Origin of the sequence: Mycobacterium sp. E1214 (assembly GCF_001666755.1) — a bacterium.
GTDB lineage: Bacteria > Actinomycetota > Actinomycetes > Mycobacteriales > Mycobacteriaceae > Mycobacterium.
Genome location: NZ_LZJC01000150.1, coordinates 1 through 15,299, shown reverse-complemented (window position 1 = coordinate 15,299; position 15,299 = coordinate 1). Strand labels below are relative to the sequence as shown.

The 15,299-nt window shown below is 71.7% G+C and carries 14 protein-coding genes; 3 read left to right on the top strand and 11 right to left on the bottom strand.

The genetic code is table 11. The annotated features are described in order from the left end of the window. Window positions 1-412 precede the first annotated feature (412 nt). Together A5700_RS20775 and A5700_RS20770 are read right to left on the bottom strand one after the other, a co-directional pair. The gene (locus A5700_RS20775) at window positions 413-2,026 is read right to left on the bottom strand and encodes an amidohydrolase (protein ID WP_068204977.1); all 1,614 of its coding nucleotides are present in this window, start codon (window positions 2,024-2,026) and stop codon (window positions 413-415) included. 49 nt (window positions 2,027-2,075) lie between these two features. Then, on the bottom strand, window positions 2,076-2,615 hold the full coding sequence (locus tag A5700_RS20770) for an FxsA family protein (protein ID WP_068067970.1): 540 nt from the start codon (window positions 2,613-2,615) through the stop codon (window positions 2,076-2,078). A 73-nt stretch (window positions 2,616-2,688) separates the two neighbouring features. On the opposite strand from A5700_RS20770, the gene A5700_RS20765 reads away from it, so the two are divergent. After that, complete coding sequence (locus A5700_RS20765) at window positions 2,689-3,393, top strand: dienelactone hydrolase family protein (protein ID WP_068067967.1); 705 nt, start codon at window positions 2,689-2,691, stop codon at window positions 3,391-3,393. Window positions 3,394-3,399: 6 nt separating this feature from the next. Here the strand turns inward: A5700_RS20765 and A5700_RS20760 are convergent, their stop codons facing one another. The 9 genes from A5700_RS20760 to A5700_RS20720 all read right to left on the bottom strand — a co-directional run bounded on the left by A5700_RS20760 (window position 3,400) and on the right by A5700_RS20720 (window position 13,524). Continuing rightward, entirely contained in the window at window positions 3,400-4,383 is a 984-nt protein-coding gene (locus A5700_RS20760) for an NADPH:quinone reductase (RefSeq protein ID WP_068067964.1), read from the bottom strand. Between the two features lie 78 nt (window positions 4,384-4,461). After that, window positions 4,462-4,896, bottom strand: coding sequence for a MarR family winged helix-turn-helix transcriptional regulator (locus A5700_RS20755; protein WP_068068108.1), 435 nt, complete (start codon window positions 4,894-4,896; stop codon window positions 4,462-4,464). Between the two features lie 152 nt (window positions 4,897-5,048). Then, window positions 5,049-5,429, bottom strand: coding sequence for a PPOX class F420-dependent oxidoreductase (locus A5700_RS20750; RefSeq protein WP_068067961.1), 381 nt, complete (start codon window positions 5,427-5,429; stop codon window positions 5,049-5,051). A gap of 93 nt (window positions 5,430-5,522) precedes the next feature. Continuing rightward, a complete protein-coding gene (cobN, locus tag A5700_RS20745; RefSeq protein ID WP_068204975.1) occupies window positions 5,523-9,098 on the bottom strand; it encodes a cobaltochelatase subunit CobN in 3,576 nt (1,191 codons plus the stop codon). Window positions 9,099-9,107: 9 nt separating this feature from the next. After that, the gene (locus A5700_RS20740) at window positions 9,108-9,776 is read right to left on the bottom strand and encodes an alpha/beta hydrolase (RefSeq protein ID WP_068067955.1); all 669 of its coding nucleotides are present in this window, start codon (window positions 9,774-9,776) and stop codon (window positions 9,108-9,110) included. Window positions 9,777-9,821: 45 nt separating this feature from the next. Beyond that, the gene (locus tag A5700_RS20735; RefSeq protein ID WP_068067951.1) at window positions 9,822-10,913 is read right to left on the bottom strand and encodes an LLM class flavin-dependent oxidoreductase; all 1,092 of its coding nucleotides are present in this window, start codon (window positions 10,911-10,913) and stop codon (window positions 9,822-9,824) included. Between the two features lie 12 nt (window positions 10,914-10,925). After that, the gene (locus A5700_RS20730; protein ID WP_068067948.1) at window positions 10,926-11,933 is read right to left on the bottom strand and encodes an ABC transporter substrate-binding protein; all 1,008 of its coding nucleotides are present in this window, start codon (window positions 11,931-11,933) and stop codon (window positions 10,926-10,928) included. After that, on the bottom strand, window positions 11,930-12,685 hold the full coding sequence (locus A5700_RS20725) for an ABC transporter ATP-binding protein (protein WP_068067946.1): 756 nt from the start codon (window positions 12,683-12,685) through the stop codon (window positions 11,930-11,932). Before A5700_RS20725 ends, A5700_RS20730 begins: the two co-directional genes overlap by 4 nt. A gap of 11 nt (window positions 12,686-12,696) precedes the next feature. Further along, on the bottom strand, window positions 12,697-13,524 hold the full coding sequence (locus tag A5700_RS20720) for an ABC transporter permease (protein WP_068067944.1): 828 nt from the start codon (window positions 13,522-13,524) through the stop codon (window positions 12,697-12,699). Window positions 13,525-13,616: 92 nt separating this feature from the next. Between A5700_RS20720 and cobG the strand changes: the two genes are divergently transcribed. Both cobG and A5700_RS20710 read left to right on the top strand, forming a co-directional pair. Next, window positions 13,617-14,711 (top strand): precorrin-3B synthase, encoded by a 1,095-nt coding sequence (cobG, locus tag A5700_RS20715; protein WP_068067941.1) that lies wholly within the window; start codon window positions 13,617-13,619, stop codon window positions 14,709-14,711. Window positions 14,712-14,728: 17 nt separating this feature from the next. Continuing rightward, the coding region (locus A5700_RS20710) for a precorrin-8X methylmutase (RefSeq protein WP_068204973.1) at window positions 14,729-15,299 on the top strand (571 nt) is incomplete at its 3' end.

The window sequence follows — 15,299 nt, the reverse complement described above, 5'->3', positions numbered from 1 at the left end:
GCGCAGTGCGGCGGAGCCGGAGCGCCGCGCGGATTCCGGCCCGGCTTGCGGGTCGGTCTCGCGTTGCGCGTCGGGTTCTGGCTCCGGCCCGGGTGGCAGGTCGGGCTCGGGTTGCGGGGCGGCCTCGGGCTCGGCTGGTGGGCCGAGCTCGGCTTGCGGGTCGGGCTCGGCTTGCGGGTCCAGCCCTGGTTGCGGGTCGGGCTTGGCGTGCGCCGCGGCCCCCCTGTGCACTGCCGCGGGGTCGTCGTCGCGGTCGGCCTCGGCCTCGTCAGCGCTGGCGTCGGTGGCCGGGCCGACCGCCGTGATCTCGCGGATGCGATCGGCCGGTTCGGGCTGGTCGGCATGGGCCGGGTCGGGGCCTTCGGAGCGCTGGTCACCGCCCTCACCCTGGTTCCGGCGTCTCGACCAGCGCCTAGCCATAGATCACCGCGCCGCGGTGCACCGTTCGCCGGCATCGCGGCAGGGGATCCGTCGGGCCCAGCCGGGGCAGGGCCGGCACCCGAGAGCGGGGATCGGTCGACCAGCGCTGGACGGCGTCGCGCGGCGCCTCGACGTCGAGCGTCCCGGCGTCCCACACCGCGTAGGAGGCGGGGGCGCCCGGGGTCAGGGTGCCGGCCGCGCCGTCACGCGCGCCCGCTGCGCGCCAGCCGCCGCGGGTCGCGGCCGCGAACGCCGCGCGCGCGGAGACGGCGCTGCCCGGGGTGCGGTGGTTGACGGCAGCGCGGACGCTCATCCACGGGTCCAGCCCCGTGACGGGGGCGTCGGAACCAAGCGCGAGGGGCACGCCTTGGGATGCTAACAGCGCCAGCGGATTGAGTTGACTGCCTCGCTGCGGGCCCAGACGGCGCGCGTACATGCCGGCTTCGCCGCCCCACTCGGCGTCGAAATTGGGCTGCACGCTGGCGATGACGCCCCACTGGCCGAGCTTCGCCGCCTGCTCGGCGGTGACCATCTCGACGTGCTCCAGCCGGTGGCCACAGCGCGCCACCGCCACCGCGCCGAGCGCGTCGACGACCCGCTCGAAGGCGAGCACCGCGGCGGCCACGGCCGCGTCACCGATGACGTGGAAACCGGCCGTCACCCGCGCCTCGGTGCAGGCCCGGACGTGGGCCTCGATGAGGTCGGGTTCCAGGTAGCAGGTGCCGTGACGGTCCGGGGCGTCGGCGTAGGGCTCGCATAGCCACGCGGTGCGCGACCCGAGCGCCCCGTCAACGAAGAGATCACCGGCCAGGCCGCGGGCACCGGTGGCCCCGACGAGCTCACGCGCCTGCGCGGCGGTGCTCACCGCCTCGCCCCAGTACCCGATCACCTCGACGCCGTGGGCGAGGGCGCGCAGCGCCAGCCAGTCGTCGAGCCCGCCGATCTCCGGTCCCGCACACTCGTGCACGGCGACGATGCCGGCCGCGGCGGCCGCGCCCAGGGCCGCGGCCCGCGCGTCGGCCAGCTGCTGAGCGGTCAGCAGGTCCCGCGCGACGGCACGGACGAGGTGGTGCGCGTCGCCGGCCAGCGGGCTCGCGGCGGCGTACCCGGGCGCCGCCGCGAGCCCGCTGACCCGCTGGCGCAGCCCCGTCGAGGCCAGCGCGGAATGCACGTCGACGCGCGTCAGGTAGGCCGGTCGGTCGCCGAGCACGGCGTCGAGGTCGCCAGTGCTCGGCGGGGCGTTCTCCGGCCACGCCGTCTCGTCCCAGCCGTGGCCCCACACCGGCAGCCCCGGATGCGCGGCCGCGTATTCGGCGATCATGCGCAGGCAGTGCGCGCGCGACTCGGCGGCCCGCAGGTCCAGCCCGCTGAGGGTGAGGCCCGTGGCGGTCACGTGCACGTGGCTGTCCACGAACCCTGGCGCCACGAACCCGCCGGCCAGGTCCTCCACGCGGGCATCGGGAAACAGGCGGCGGCCGACGTCGTCGCTGCCCAGCCACGCGATGACGTCGCCGCGCACGGCCAAGGCCGTCGCGTCCGGCTGAGCGGGACTGTGCACGTGACCGTTGACTAGCAGCGTGGTGGGCGGTCCATCAGTCCGCGTCATAGGGCAAAACTACGTTCGGGCACCGACCTGACGAGCAGGGCGGCGCGGTTCAGCGGCGCGTGGAGCGCGGCGACGCCGAGGGGTGCAGGTCGCGGGCCATTTCGCCGTCGATGACTTCACCGTCGATGACTTCACCGTCGATAATCTCGCCGTCGATGATCTCGCCGTCGATGTAGTCGCGCTCGGCGGCCGGGCGGCGCCGCGCCGCCGCGGCCGGGTATCCCGGAATCCGCTGCAGCCGGCGCATCGCGACCGCGGTCAGCGCCGGGCGGGCGACCGAACGCACCGGCGGCAGCAGCAACAACAGCCCCAGCGCGGTGCTCACCAGACCGGGGATGAGCACGAGGACGGCGCCGAGCCCGATCAGCGCGCCGTCACCGGCCGCGCCGCGTGACGCGCCGAGGCCCCGGCGCAGCTGCCCAACCTGGCGCACCAGGCGCGAACCCGCCATGGGAGCCACGACGCCCCACCCGAGCAGGAACGTGCCCAACAACACCAGCAGGGTCCAGCCCCACCCGACCGTCGACACCAGAGCAAAGATCACCGCGATTTCGACAACCGCGTAGATCAGCAACAACCGCGACACCATGATCGGACAACGCGGGGCAAACGTCTGGAAGTTCCCGTGGTGCCGCGCGGCACGGCTGCGATTAGATGACGGTATGACGACGATTCAGATCGATACGCCCACCGGACAGATCGACGCGCTGCTGGACCTGCCCGGAGGTCAGGGCCCCTGGCCCGGCGTCGTGGTGGTTCACGACCTCTTCGGATACAGCCGCGACAAGGAGTCGATCAACAAGCGCATCGCCGGGGCCGGGTACCTCGCGATCACCCCCAACCTGTACGCCCGCGGTGGCCGGATCCGCTGCATCACGCGGGTCATGAAGGACCTGCAGACGCAGCGCGGCCCCGCGCTCGACGACATCCTTGCCGCCCGGGATCACTTGCAGGCCCTGCCCGAATGCACGGGCCAGGTGGGCATCGCGGGGTTCTGCATGGGTGGCCAGTTCGCTCTGGTCATGTCGCCCAAGGGATTTGGCGCCTCAGCCCCGTTCTACAGCACTCCGCTGCCGCGCAACCTCGACAGGACGCTCGACGGCGCGTGCCCGGTCGTGGCCAGCTTCGGCGGTCGCGACCCGCTCGGCCGTGGCGCGCCGGAGAAGCTGAACAAAACCATTGCCGCCAAGAACATTACGGCCGACGTGAAGGTGTATCCGGGCGCGGGCCACAGCTTCGCCAACGAGCTGCCCGCCCAACCGCTGCTGCGGATCTCGGGTTTCGGCTACGACCACGATGCCACCGAGGACGCGTGGCGGCGGGTGTTCGCCTTCTTCGGCGAACACCTTGCGGCAAAGCCGGCCTAGCCCGGTTCAGCGCCCTACGGCCAGCACGACCCGGCCGTCGCGCGCCCCGCGGTCCACGTCATCGTGCGCCCCGGCTATCTCCGCAAGCGCGCGCGGTGGTCCCACCGCGATGGTCAACGCGCCGCTTCGCGCGGCGGTCGTCAGGTCGGCCGCCGCCTGCCGTTTGGCCGCGGCCGGGAAATCGTCGCTGCCCAGGAAACGCACCGTCGTGTTGGCGAAAACCAGTGGCCAGAAGGGCAACTCGGGCCTGTCCCTGCGGGTCGCGTACGCGGCGATCACCGCGTCGTTGGCCACCACCGCCGCGTCCAACTCGGCATTGTCCGACAAAGCCACCTCGACGATGCGGTCCACCCCGGCCGGGCTGAAGTCACGCACCGCGGCCGAGGCGTCGCCGTCGCTCAACGCGACGGCGTGCGCGATCACCGAGCCGTCCACCCGGCCCAGGTCGCTTTCGCGAACGACGGTGCCGATGACGGTGGCCCCGCCCCAGCTCGCCAGTTGAGCCGCCAGCGAGCCGACGGACCCGAGCACGCCGTGCACCAGGAGCGTCTTGCCTTCGACCGGCCCGTCGCTGAATACGGCCCGATGAGCGGTGATGCCCGGGATTCCCAGGCAGGCACCCATCCCGTCGGACACTTCGTCGGGCAACGGGACGGCCTGCGCGGCGGGAACGCAGCTGAACTGGGCGGCGGTGCCGAATGGCCGATAGGACTGGGCGCCGTAAATCCACACCCGTTGCCCCACCCGGTCGCGATCGACGCCGTCGCCGACGGCCTCGACCACTCCGGCGCCATCGCTGTGCAGAACGATTCGCGGAAAGCTCATCGCCCCGCCCTGCCACCCCGAACGCTTCTTCGTATCACCGGGATTGACGCCGGAGAAAGAGATCCGCACGCGAACCTCACCCGGTCCGGGTGAGGGGTCGGGAAGTTCACCGATCTCAAGAACGCTCGCCGCGTCGCCCTGCCGGTCGTACCAGGCCGCCCTCATGCGTGATCTCCTCGCCTCGCGGCGAACGCCGCGTACCGATCACTAATATACATTCCGTGGAATGTAAACGCGCTGCGGTTACTTGTCGACGGCGGCGTTGGCCGCTCGCAGCGCGACAAGCGTCGAATGGAACTGCCGCAGCGATCGCTGAGCGACCGCCGACCCGATGCGGAGCTGCAGCTCCTCGTCGAAAGCCGTGACCGCCTTCGCCAAGACTCGGCGGCCTTGCGCCGTCAGTTCGATGATCGTCGACCGGCCGTCCGCCGGATTCGCGCGGCGAATGCAGTAACCCGCCGCTTCGATACGGTCGACCAACTTGCTGGTGCCGCCGATGGTGATGGCCAGCTCCTCGGCAATGTCGTTCACCCGGCACGATGATCGCCGCGCGATCACCTGCATGGGCTCCAGCCGGCTCAGCGGAAGGTCGAGATCTCTACGCAAGCGGGCGTCCACCGCGTTCCACAGCTCCGTCTCGAACCGGACCAACTGGTGAAAAAGGTCGAGCATCTCCATCGGCGAACCTATCTCGATCACCCTGCGGGAAGGCCTATCCTGCCATCGCGCCGGGATCAACGACCAGGCTTGGGCGACAACGCCCTTGCGAACGTGTGCCGTCGAGGCCGGCCTGCGCCCAGGTGCGGGGTCGTCGACATTCGTTGCGGGCGTCAGCCCACGCGCAACTCGAGGCCCACGTTGTTCTCCATGCCGCCGCGCAGCTTGCTGAAGAGGTTGAACACCTTGCCCAGCAGGCCGTAACGCTTGCCGATCGCGTCGTAGACGGCGGCCGTGTGCGACTTGTCCAGGACCGCCGCGGTGCCCTGCACCGCCTCGCTGGTCGGCTTGCCGTTCATGGTGCAGGTGGCCAGCGTGACGCGGGGCGTGTTGCGGATCCGCTTGACCTTCCAGGACTTCGCCTGCGTGATGACCAGCAGCCGGTCCCCTTGAGCCGCGGCCCAGATCGGCGTGGGCTTGGGCCGGCCGTCCTTGGTGAAGGTGGTGAGCAGAATGTATTGCGCCTTGGCGAGGTCGGCGAAGGTGGGCGTCACAGCGTTCAACCTACCGCGGCGGTGTGTGCCAGGCGTGCGGCCGGCCGCACGGTCGCCACCGACAGGGCGGCCCGCCACAGACCCGCGCCGGCGTCAGCCCTCCAGGCTCCCCTCGGTCTCCAGGAGCGTCTGGCGCAAGCCGTCCAGGGTCTCCGGCTGGGGTTGTGCCCACATGCCGCGGCCCGCGGCCTCCAGCAACCGTTCGGCCATGCCGTGCAGCGCCCACGGGTTGGACTCCTCCATGAACTTGCGGTTCTCCGGGTCCAACACGTAGCGCTCGGTCAGCTGCTCGTACATCCAGTCCGCCATGACCCCGGCGGTGGCGTCGTAGCCGAACAGATAGTCGACGGTCGCGGCCATCTCGAACGCGCCTTTGTAGCCGTGCCTGCGCATCGCCGACATCCAGCGCGGGTTGACGACGCGGGAGCGGAACACCCGCGTCGTCTCCTCCGACAGCGTGCGGGTGCGGATTGCGTCGGGCCGGGTGTTGTCGCCGATGTAGGCGGCGGGGGCCTGGCCGGTCAGCGCCCGCACGGTGGCCACCATGCCGCCGTGGTACTGGAAGTAGTCGTCGGAATCGGCGATGTCGTGTTCGCGGGTGTCGGTGTTCTTGGCGGCCACCGCGATGCGCCGGTACTGGCGGTTCATGTCGTCGACCGCCTCGCGGCCGTCCAGGTCGCGGCCGTAGGCGAAGCCACCCCAGGCGGTGTACACGGCGGCGAGGTCGCCGTCGTCGCGCCAGTTGCGACTGTCGATCAGCTGGAGCAGCCCGGCGCCGTAGGTGCCGGGCTTGGATCCGAAAATCCTTGTGGTGGCGCGTCGTTGGTCGCCGTGTTGGGTGAGGTCGGCCTGGGCGTGCGCGCGCACGTAGTTGTCCTCGGCGGGCTCGTCGAGGTCGGCGACCAGCCGGACCGCGTCGTCGAGCATCGTGACCACGTGCGGGAAGGCGTCGCGGAAGAACCCGGAGATCCGCACCGTCACGTCGATGCGCGGCCGGCCCAGTTCGGTCAGCGGGATGGCGGTCAGGTCGACGACGCGGCGCGACGCGTCGTCCCAGACCGGCCGGACACCCAGCAGCGCGAGGACTTCGGCGATGTCGTCGCCGGCCGTGCGCATGGCCGAGGTGCCCCACACCGACAGGCCCACCGACTCGGGCCACCGCCCGTGGTCCTCGCGGTACCGGTTCAGCAGCGAATCCGCCAGCGCCACACCGGCTTCCCACGCCAACCGGGACGGCACCGCCTTGGGGTCGACGGAGTAGAAGTTGCGTCCGGTCGGCAGCACGTTGACCAGCCCGCGCAACGGCGACCCGGAGGGGCCCGCCGGGATGAACCGGCCGTCGAGCGCGTTGAGCACCTGATCGATTTCCGATGAGGTGCCGGCGAGCCGCGGCACCACCTCGGTCGCCGCGAACCGCAGCACCGCCGCGACGGTCGCGTCGTCGGTGAGGCGGTCGGCGGCGGCGGGATCCCAGCCGGTGGCTTGCAGGGCGGCGACGAGTTCGCGCGCGGCGGCCTCGGTGTGGTCGACGGAGCCGCGGGCGTCGGTGCCGTCCTCGGCGAGGCCGAGCGCCTGGCGCAAGCCGGGCAGCGCCTGCTCGCCGCCGAACAACTGCCGGGCTCGCAGGATCGCCAGAACCAGGTCGAGTTCGCCGTCGCCGGAAGGCTTTTGACCGAGGATGTGCAGGCCGTCGCGGATCTGGACGTCCTTGATCTCGCAGAGCCAGCCGTCGACGTGCAGCAGCATGTCGTCGAACGAATCCTCCGCCGGGCGTTCGGCCAGCCCCAGGTCGTGGTCCATCTTGGCGGCCCGGATCAGCGTCCAGATCTGCTGGCGGATCGCCGGCAGCTTGCCCGGATCCAGCGCGGCCACGTTCGCGTGCTCGTCGAGCAACTGCTCCAAACGTGCGATGTCACCGTAGGTTTCGGCGCGCGCCATCGGTGGGATCAGGTGGTCGACCAGCACGGCGTGCGCCCGCCGCTTGGCCTGGGTGCCCTCGCCGGGGTCGTTGACCAGAAATGGGTAAATCAGGGGCAGGTCGCCCAGGGCGGCGTCCGGGCCGCAGGCCGCCGACATGCCCAGCGTCTTGCCGGGCAGCCATTCCAGGTTGCCGTGCTTGCCCAGGTGCACCACCGCGTGGGCGCCGAACCCGGTGTCCAGCCAGCGATACGCGGCCAGGTAGTGGTGGCTCGGCGGCAGGTCGGGGTCGTGGTAGATGGCGACGGGGTTCTCCCCGAAACCGCGCGGTGGCTGCACCATCAGCACCAGGTTGCCGGATTGGATTGCCGCGATGACGATTTCGCCGTCGGGATCGTTGCTCCGGTCCACGAACAGCTCGCCGGGCGGCGGACCCCAGTGCTCGGTCACCGCGTCAGCGAGTTCGGCCGGCAACGTGGCGAACCAGTCGCGGTAGTCCTTGGCGGAGACCCGGATCGGGTTGCCGGCCAACTGTTCGGCGGTCAACCAGTCGGGGTCCTGGCCGCCTCGCTCGATGAGCGCGTGGATCAACGCGTCCCCGTCGCCGGCCTCGACTCCGGGAAGGTCTCCCACCCGATAGCCGCGGTCGGCCATGGCGCGCAGCAGCGCCACCGCGCTGGCCGGCGTGTCGAGGCCGACCGCGTTGCCGATGCGCGCGTGTTTGGTCGGATACGCCGAGAACACGAGGGCCACCCGTTTGTCGGGCGGCGCGACCTGGCACAGCCGCGCGTGCCGCACGGCCAGCCCGGCGACGCGGGCGCAGCGTTCGGCGTCGGCCACATAGGAGATCAACCCGTCGTCGTCGATCTCCTTGAACGAGAACGGGACCGTGATGATGCGGCCGTCGAACTCGGGCACCGCGACCTGGGTGGCGACATCGAGCGGGCTCAGGCCGTCGTCGTTGGCCGACCACTGGGCGCGCGGGCTGGTCAGGCACAGCCCCTGCAGGATCGGAACATCAAGCGCGGCAAGGTGTTCCACGTTCCAGCTGTCATCGTCACCGCCGGCTGACGCGGCGGCGGGCTTGAGCCCTCCGGCCGCCAGGACCGTGACCACCATGGCGTCGGCGTCGCCGAGCCGCCGCAGCAGCGCGGGCTCGGCGGTGCGCAGCGACGCGCAGTAGACGGGCAGCGGCCGCGCCCCGGCGTCCTCGATGGCCCGGCACAACGCGTCGACGTAGCCGGTGTTGCCGGCCAGGTGCTGCGCGCGGTAGTACAGCACGGCGATCGTCGGGCCGGCGGTGTCGCGGGCGCCGGCCCGCGGCAATTCACCCCACGTCGGGGTGACCACGGGTGGGCCGAAGCCGAACCCGGTCATCAGCACGGTGTCGGACAGGAAGGCGTGCAGCTGGCGCAGGTTATGCACGCCACCATGCGCCAGATAGATGTGGGCCTGCACCGCGATCCCCGCCGCCAACGTGGACAGGCCGGTCAGCTCGGCGTCGGCGGCCTGCTCGCCGCTGACCAGCACCGTCGGCACGCCGCTGGCGGTGACCGCGTCGATGCCGCTCTGCCAGGCGCGGTATCCGCCGAGGATGCGGACAACCGCGACGTCGGCGCCGTCCAGCAGCGCGGGCAACTCGTCGTCGGACAGCCGCGCCGGGTTGGCCCACCGATAGTTCTTGCCGCTGGAGCGGGCGCTGATTAGGTCCGTGTCGGACGTCGACAGCAGCAGGATGGTCGGCTCAGCCACCCACCATTCTTACCGCACCAGCGTCGCGGCGATCCGGTCGGCAACCTCGCGGGCGACGCCGAGCGCGGGCCCGCCCGCCGCCGGCCGGTAGCAGTCGGCGGCGGCGTCGTAGTCCGCCCCCGCGATCGACCCGTGATCGGCGTCCAGCTCGGCGAACTCCACCGGCCAGCCCGCCCGCCGCAGCCGCCCGGCAAAGTCCCGGCTGGCGTCCACCGGGACCACGTCGTCGGAGATGCCGTGCAGCAGGGTGAACGGGGAGCCGGGGCGCCCCTCGGGCAGCGCGCCGGTCAGCGGGCGCCCAAAGACGGGGTCGGCGACGATGAACGCGCCGGCCAGGCAGACGGTGTGGTGGACCGTCAGGTCCAACCGCCCCGCCTCGAGCGTCACACCCGCTGCGGCGGCACCGCCCATCGACCACCCGACCAGGATCACACCGTCGGTGCCGAGGCCGCGGGCGAACTGCAGCGACCGCAGCAGGTCCGCACGGCCGCCGTCGGCGGCGTGGGAGTTCCAGTCCGCGGCCACCACCGCCGCGCCGCGCTCGGCGAGCAGGCCGGCCAGCGGCCCGACCGCCGCGCGGGCGTCGGTCTGCGCGCCGTGCCACAGCAGGATCGTGGGCGCCGCCGAGTCACCGTAAACGTCGGCGAACCGGCCGGGCGCGTACTCGTGGGTGCGCATGGCCACGAGGGTGCCCGCGGCGCCGAGCCTTCAATCGCACGCGCGTCAGGCAATGCCCTTGCGCCGCAGGATGGGCAGCACACCCTCGGCGAACCAGTACGACTCCTCCAGGTGCGGGTAGCCGGACAGGATGAACTCGTCGAAGCCCAGCGAGTGGTACTCGGCGATCAGGTTGGCGACCTCCTCGTGGCTGCCCACCAGCGCGGTGCCGGCGCCACCGCGGACCAGTCCCACTCCCGCCCACAGGTTCGGGTAGATCTCGAGCTTGTCCAGGCGCCCGCCGTGCAGGGCGGTCATCCGCCGCTGCCCCTCTGATTCCGAACGGGAGTGCTGCGCAGTGGCATTGGCGATCTGCTCGGGGCTCAATTCGCTCAGCAGCTCGTCGGCCACCGCCCACGCCGCGGCGGAGCTGTCGCGGGTGATGGTGTGCAACCGGATGCCGAAGCGCAGGGAGCGGCCGTGCTCCTGGGCGCGGGCGCGCACCTTCGCGATCTTTTCCGCCGCCGCCTGCGGCGGCTCACCCCAGGTCAGGTACACGTCGACGTACTCGGCGGCGATGTCCAACGCGGGCGCCGACGAACCGCCGAAGTAGATCTGCGGCAACGGGTCTGGCGGCGCCGACACCCGAGCGTCTTCGACGTGGTAGTACTTGCCGTTGAAGTCGACGGACTCCTGGCGCCACACCGAGCTGACGATGTGCAGGAATTCACCGGTGCGCGCGTAGCGCTCGTCGTGGTCGAGCCAGTCCCCGAAGCGCCGCTGCTCGAGGTCGTCGCTGCCGCTCACCACGTTCAGCAGCACCCGTCCTCCCGAAAAACGTTGTAGCGTCGCGGTTTGCTGCGCGGCCAACGTCGGCGGCACCAGGCCAGGCCGGAAGGCGACCAGGAACTTCAGTCGTTCCGTCTCGGCCAACAGCGCGGCGGCCGTCAGCCACGCGTCCTCGCACCACGTGCCCGTGGGCGTCAACACACCCTCGTAACCCAGCCGGTCCGCCGCCCGCGCGACCTCGGCCAGGTAGCGGCGGCTCGGCTCGCGATGACTCGCGGGGACTGCGTGGTGCGACGACGCGTGCGACCCGCCCACGATGGACCTGCTGTCGCCGGTGGTCGGCAGGAACCAGAAGAACTTCGCCGGCATACCCTCCCCTATTCAGCTGACGAGGCCTTGGCGCAACACCTCGTTGAATCGACGGTCGACTGAGTTAGTAAACCGTGGCGCCGACTCGAGCTGACCGGAGGCCGCGAACAGGTCGGCCAACTTCTGCTCCGAGGCCACCACGTCGTCGCCGAGCTCGATCGGCAACCGCAGGCTACGGCCTTGCGACACCGCGGCCACCTGCGGGTCTAGGCCAACCGCCGCGGCGTAGCTCTGCGCCCACCGCTGGGGGTTGGCCCGCGCCCATTGCACCGCCTTCTCGAAGCGCACCAACAGGTCTGACAGCGCGGTGTTGCGTTTGGCGTCGGCCAACGCCTGATCGGACGCGACGCCCAGCCAGTCGCCGTTGGTGACGCCCTGCGCCTCGGCGATGCTGCGCACCGGGATCTGCTGTTCGGCCTGCGCCGTGTAGGGATCCCAGATCGCCCAGGCGTCGGCCTGGTGCTGGCTGAACGCCGACAGCGCATCGGCAGGCTGCAGGTATACGAATTTGATGTCGGAGGCTTTCAGTCCCGCCTTGTCCAGCTGCGCCAACAGGTTGGCATGCGACGAGCTGCCCTTGCCGACCGCGACCGCCTTGCCGCGCAGGCCGGCCACCGAGGTGATGGGCGAATCCGCATGCACCAGAATGCGATTGCCCGCTCCCCCGCCGCCGTACGCCGAGACCACCTTGATCTTCGCGTTGCTGGCCGCCCCGAAGATCGGCGGGGTGTTGCCGGTGATCGCGAAGTCGATCTTGCCGGCGGTGGCGGCTTCCACCTGCGGCGGCCCGGAGGTGAACGTCGAGAACGCCACCTGGTAGGGCAGGTTGTCCAGCTGCCCGGCGGCGCGCAGCAGGGCCTCGGTGCCGCCCTTCTGGTCACCGACTTGCAGCGTCAGCCCGGCCAACGCCGTCAGCGGCACCGCGGCCGGCGGTGCCGCTGGACCGGAAGTGCTTGTCCGAGAGACGCATCCGGCCGACACCAGCGCGACGGCCGCGATCGTCGCGAGCCAACCCCTCAAAGCCGCACACCCAACCGGTCGAGCAGCTCGGCGCGGCGCTGCTCGGTGTGCGCCCCGGCTGCGCCGGTCGCGCGGCGCGGCTCGTCGATGTCGGTCGCGTGGACGACGCGGCCGTCGTCGAGGACCAGCACCCGGTCGGCCAGCGCCACCGCTTCGTCGACGTCGTGGGTGATCAACAGCACGCCGAACCGATGTTGGCGCCACAGCTCGAGCAGTAGCGCGTGCATGGTCCGTCGGGTCAACGCGTCCAGCGCTCCGAACGGTTCGTCGAGCAGCAACAGCCGCGGTTCGGCGACCAGCGCCCGGGCCAGCGAAACCCGTTGGGCCTGACCGCCGGACAGCGTCAGCGGCCAGGCGGTGGCGCGGTCGGCCAGGCCGACGTCGGCCAGTGCCCGCTCCGCGCGTTGCCGGACCTGCGATTTGGACAGGCGGCTGCGGGTCAGTCCATAGCCGACGTTGGTGACCACGTCGCGCCAGGGGAACAGACGCGGCTCCTGGAACGCCAGCGCCGGGGCGCCGGTCACCACCCGGTCCCCGGTGTGGTCGGGCGACAGGCCGGCCAGTACCCGCAACACCGTCGATTTGCCCGAGCCGCTGCGTCCGATGAGCGCGACGATCTCGCCGCTGCGCACTTGCAGCGACACGTCTTTGAGGACATGACGGTCCCCGTACCACTTGTCGACGTGGCGCAGTTCACCGGCGATGTCGGTGCGCGCCCTGGTGGCGGCGCCGGAGTCAGCGATGAGTGTCACACCGAACCTTTCTAGAGTCGGTAGCGCAGGGCGCGCCGCTCGATGAGACGCACGCCCGCGTCGGTCAGGATGCCGAGCAGCGCGTACACGATGAGGCCGAAGATGATGATGTCGATACGCAGAAAGTCGCGGGCGTTGTTGATCAGGAAGCCAATTCCCTTGTCGGCGTTGATCTGTTCGGCGACGATGAGGGTCATCCAGGCTATCGCCAGTGACTGTCGGAACCCGACCAGCACCTGCGGCGCCGCGCTGGGCACGATGATGCGGGTGAGCCGCTGTGGGAACGAAAACCCCAGCACCTGAGCCGTTTCGAACAGTTTCGCGTCGACCTGTCGGATCGCCGAGAACGTGTTGAGGTAGAGCGGGAACGCCACCCCCAACGCCACCAGCAACACCTTGGGCAACTCGCCGATGCCGAACCACAGGATGAACAGCGGGATCAAACCCAGATGCGGCAGCGCGCGGATCATCTGCATCGGCGGGTCGACGGTCGACTCGAGCCAGCGCGACAGCCCGACCGCCGCGCCCGCGGCCACCCCGACGGCCCCGCCCAGCGCCAGCCCCTCGACCACGCGCATGGTGGACACGTGCAGGGCGGCCGCCAGCTGACCGTTGCGGATCAGCTCCAGGCCGGCGTCCAGGATCAGCGACGGCGCCGGCAGCACATCCTGCGGGATCACCCCGATGGCGCTGCCCAGCTGCCATAAGGCCAGCAGCGCCACCGGCGAGACCACCCGGATGACGTCCCACTTGCGGCGCGCCCAGTACCCGGCCGGCGCGGTGGCCGGGGCGCCGCCCGCGGTGGTGGAGGCAGCGTCGAGCGCGGTGGCAATGCTCACCGTGTCGACGCTAAGGCGAGCCCCGCTGACCAGGTAAGGGTTAGGTTCTGGCTGAAGCCAAGTCCCGCCGGTTGGCCCCGTACCGTGGACTGGTGGCCAGGACGCGCCGAACCGACGCTTGCCCGGGTGCGCTGCAGGTGCACCGGGCGGCCGACGGGGCGCTGGCCCGGGTGCGGCTGCCCGGCGGGATGCTCACCGCGGCCCAGCTCGGCGCTCTGAGCGCCGCCGCGAGCCACTGGGGCTCGGGGACCCTGGAATTGACGGCCCGGGGCAACGTGCAGGTCCGCGGGATCACCGACGTCGCGGCGGTGGCTGACGCGATCGCCGGCGCCGGCCTGTTGCCGTCGGCCACGCACGAGCGGGTCCGCAGCATCGTCGCGTCGCCGCTGTCGGGGCGCGCCGGCGGGAACGTCGACGTCCGGGAATGGGTGGCAGACCTGGACGCGGCGATCTGCGCCGAGCCGCGCCTGGCCGAGCTGGGCGGCCGGTTCTGGTTCAGCCTCGACGACGGGCGCGCCGACGTGTCCGGGTTGCGGGCCGACGTCGGCGTGCACGCGCTGCCGGACGGCTGCGCGGCGCTGCTCGCCGGGCGCGACACCGGCGTCCGGGTGCCCCACAGCGAGGCGGTGACGACGCTGATCGCCGTCGCGCTGCGGTTCGTCGAGGCCCGGGGAACCGCCTGGCGCGTCCAGGAATTGGCCGACCCCGCAGGCCTGCTGCCCGGCGCCGACGCCGCGGGCGTTGTGTTGCCGGCGGTGACCAGGCCTCCGGTGGGCTGGCTCGAACAGGACGACGGCCGGGTCGCGCTGGGGGCCGCGGTGCCGCTGGGCGTGCTGCCGGCCCGGGTGGCCGACTACCTCGCCGCCATCGAGGCGCCCCTGGTGATCACGCCGTGGCGCTCGGTGCTGGTGTGCGACCTCGACGAGGCCGTGGCCGACGTCGCGCTGCGGGTGCTGGCGCCGCTCGGGCTGGTGTTCGACGCGAACTCGCCGTGGTTGACGGTGAGCGCCTGCACCGGCAGCCCCGGCTGCGCGCACTCGGCCGCGGACGTGCGGGCGGACGTCGGGCGGTCACTGGTCGCCGGCGCCGCGGCGCACCGGCACTTCGTGGGTTGCGACCGCGCGTGCGGCAGCCCGCCCACCGGCGAAGTGTGGGTCGCCACCGGGGACGGATACCGGCTGCGCTGAAGTCATAAGGTGGGCGGGTGCTCGACTACATTCGCGACGCGGCGGAGATCTACCGACAGTCGTTCGCGGCCATCCGCGCCGAGGCCGACCTGACGCGGTTCCCGGCCGACGTCGCGCGCGTCGTCGTCCGCCTGATCCACACCTGCGGGCAAGTGGACGTCACCGAACACGTCGACTACACCGCCGACGTCGTCGAGCGGGTCGGCGCCGCCCTGCGGGCCGGCGCCCCGGTGCTCTGCGATTCGTCGATGGTGGCCGCCGGGATCACCGGCGCCCGGCTGCCCGCCGGCAACGAAGTGGTGTCGCTGGTGGCCGATCCGCGGGCCGCCGGCCTGGCCGCCGAGCGCGGCACCACCCGCTCGGCCGCCGGGGTGGAGCTGTGGGCCGATCGGCTGCCCGGCGCGGTGCTGGCGATCGGCAACGCCCCGACCGCGCTGTTCCGGCTGCTCGAACTCGTCGACGAGGGCGTGGCCCCGCCGGCCGGGGTGCTCGGCGGCCCGGTCGGCTTCGTCGGATCGGCGCAGTCCAAGCAGGAGCTCGTCGAGCGGCCCCGCGGCATGTCCTACCTGGTGGTGCGCGGCCGGCTAG

Excerpts from the sequence above, each read along its gene's own strand:
- A5700_RS20775 (WP_068204977.1), bottom strand. The coding sequence starts at position 2,026 with ATGACGCGGACTGATGGACCGCCCACCACGCTGCTAGTCAACGGTCAC.
- A5700_RS20770 (WP_068067970.1), bottom strand. The coding sequence starts at position 2,615 with ATGGTGTCGCGGTTGTTGCTGATCTACGCGGTTGTCGAAATCGCGGTG.
- A5700_RS20765 (WP_068067967.1), top strand. The coding sequence starts at position 2,689 with ATGACGACGATTCAGATCGATACGCCCACCGGACAGATCGACGCGCTG.
- A5700_RS20760 (WP_068067964.1), bottom strand. The coding sequence starts at position 4,383 with ATGAGGGCGGCCTGGTACGACCGGCAGGGCGACGCGGCGAGCGTTCTT.
- A5700_RS20755 (WP_068068108.1), bottom strand. The coding sequence starts at position 4,896 with ATGGAGATGCTCGACCTTTTTCACCAGTTGGTCCGGTTCGAGACGGAG.
- A5700_RS20740 (WP_068067955.1), bottom strand. The coding sequence starts at position 9,776 with ATGCGCACCCACGAGTACGCGCCCGGCCGGTTCGCCGACGTTTACGGT.
- A5700_RS20735 (WP_068067951.1), bottom strand. The coding sequence starts at position 10,913 with ATGCCGGCGAAGTTCTTCTGGTTCCTGCCGACCACCGGCGACAGCAGG.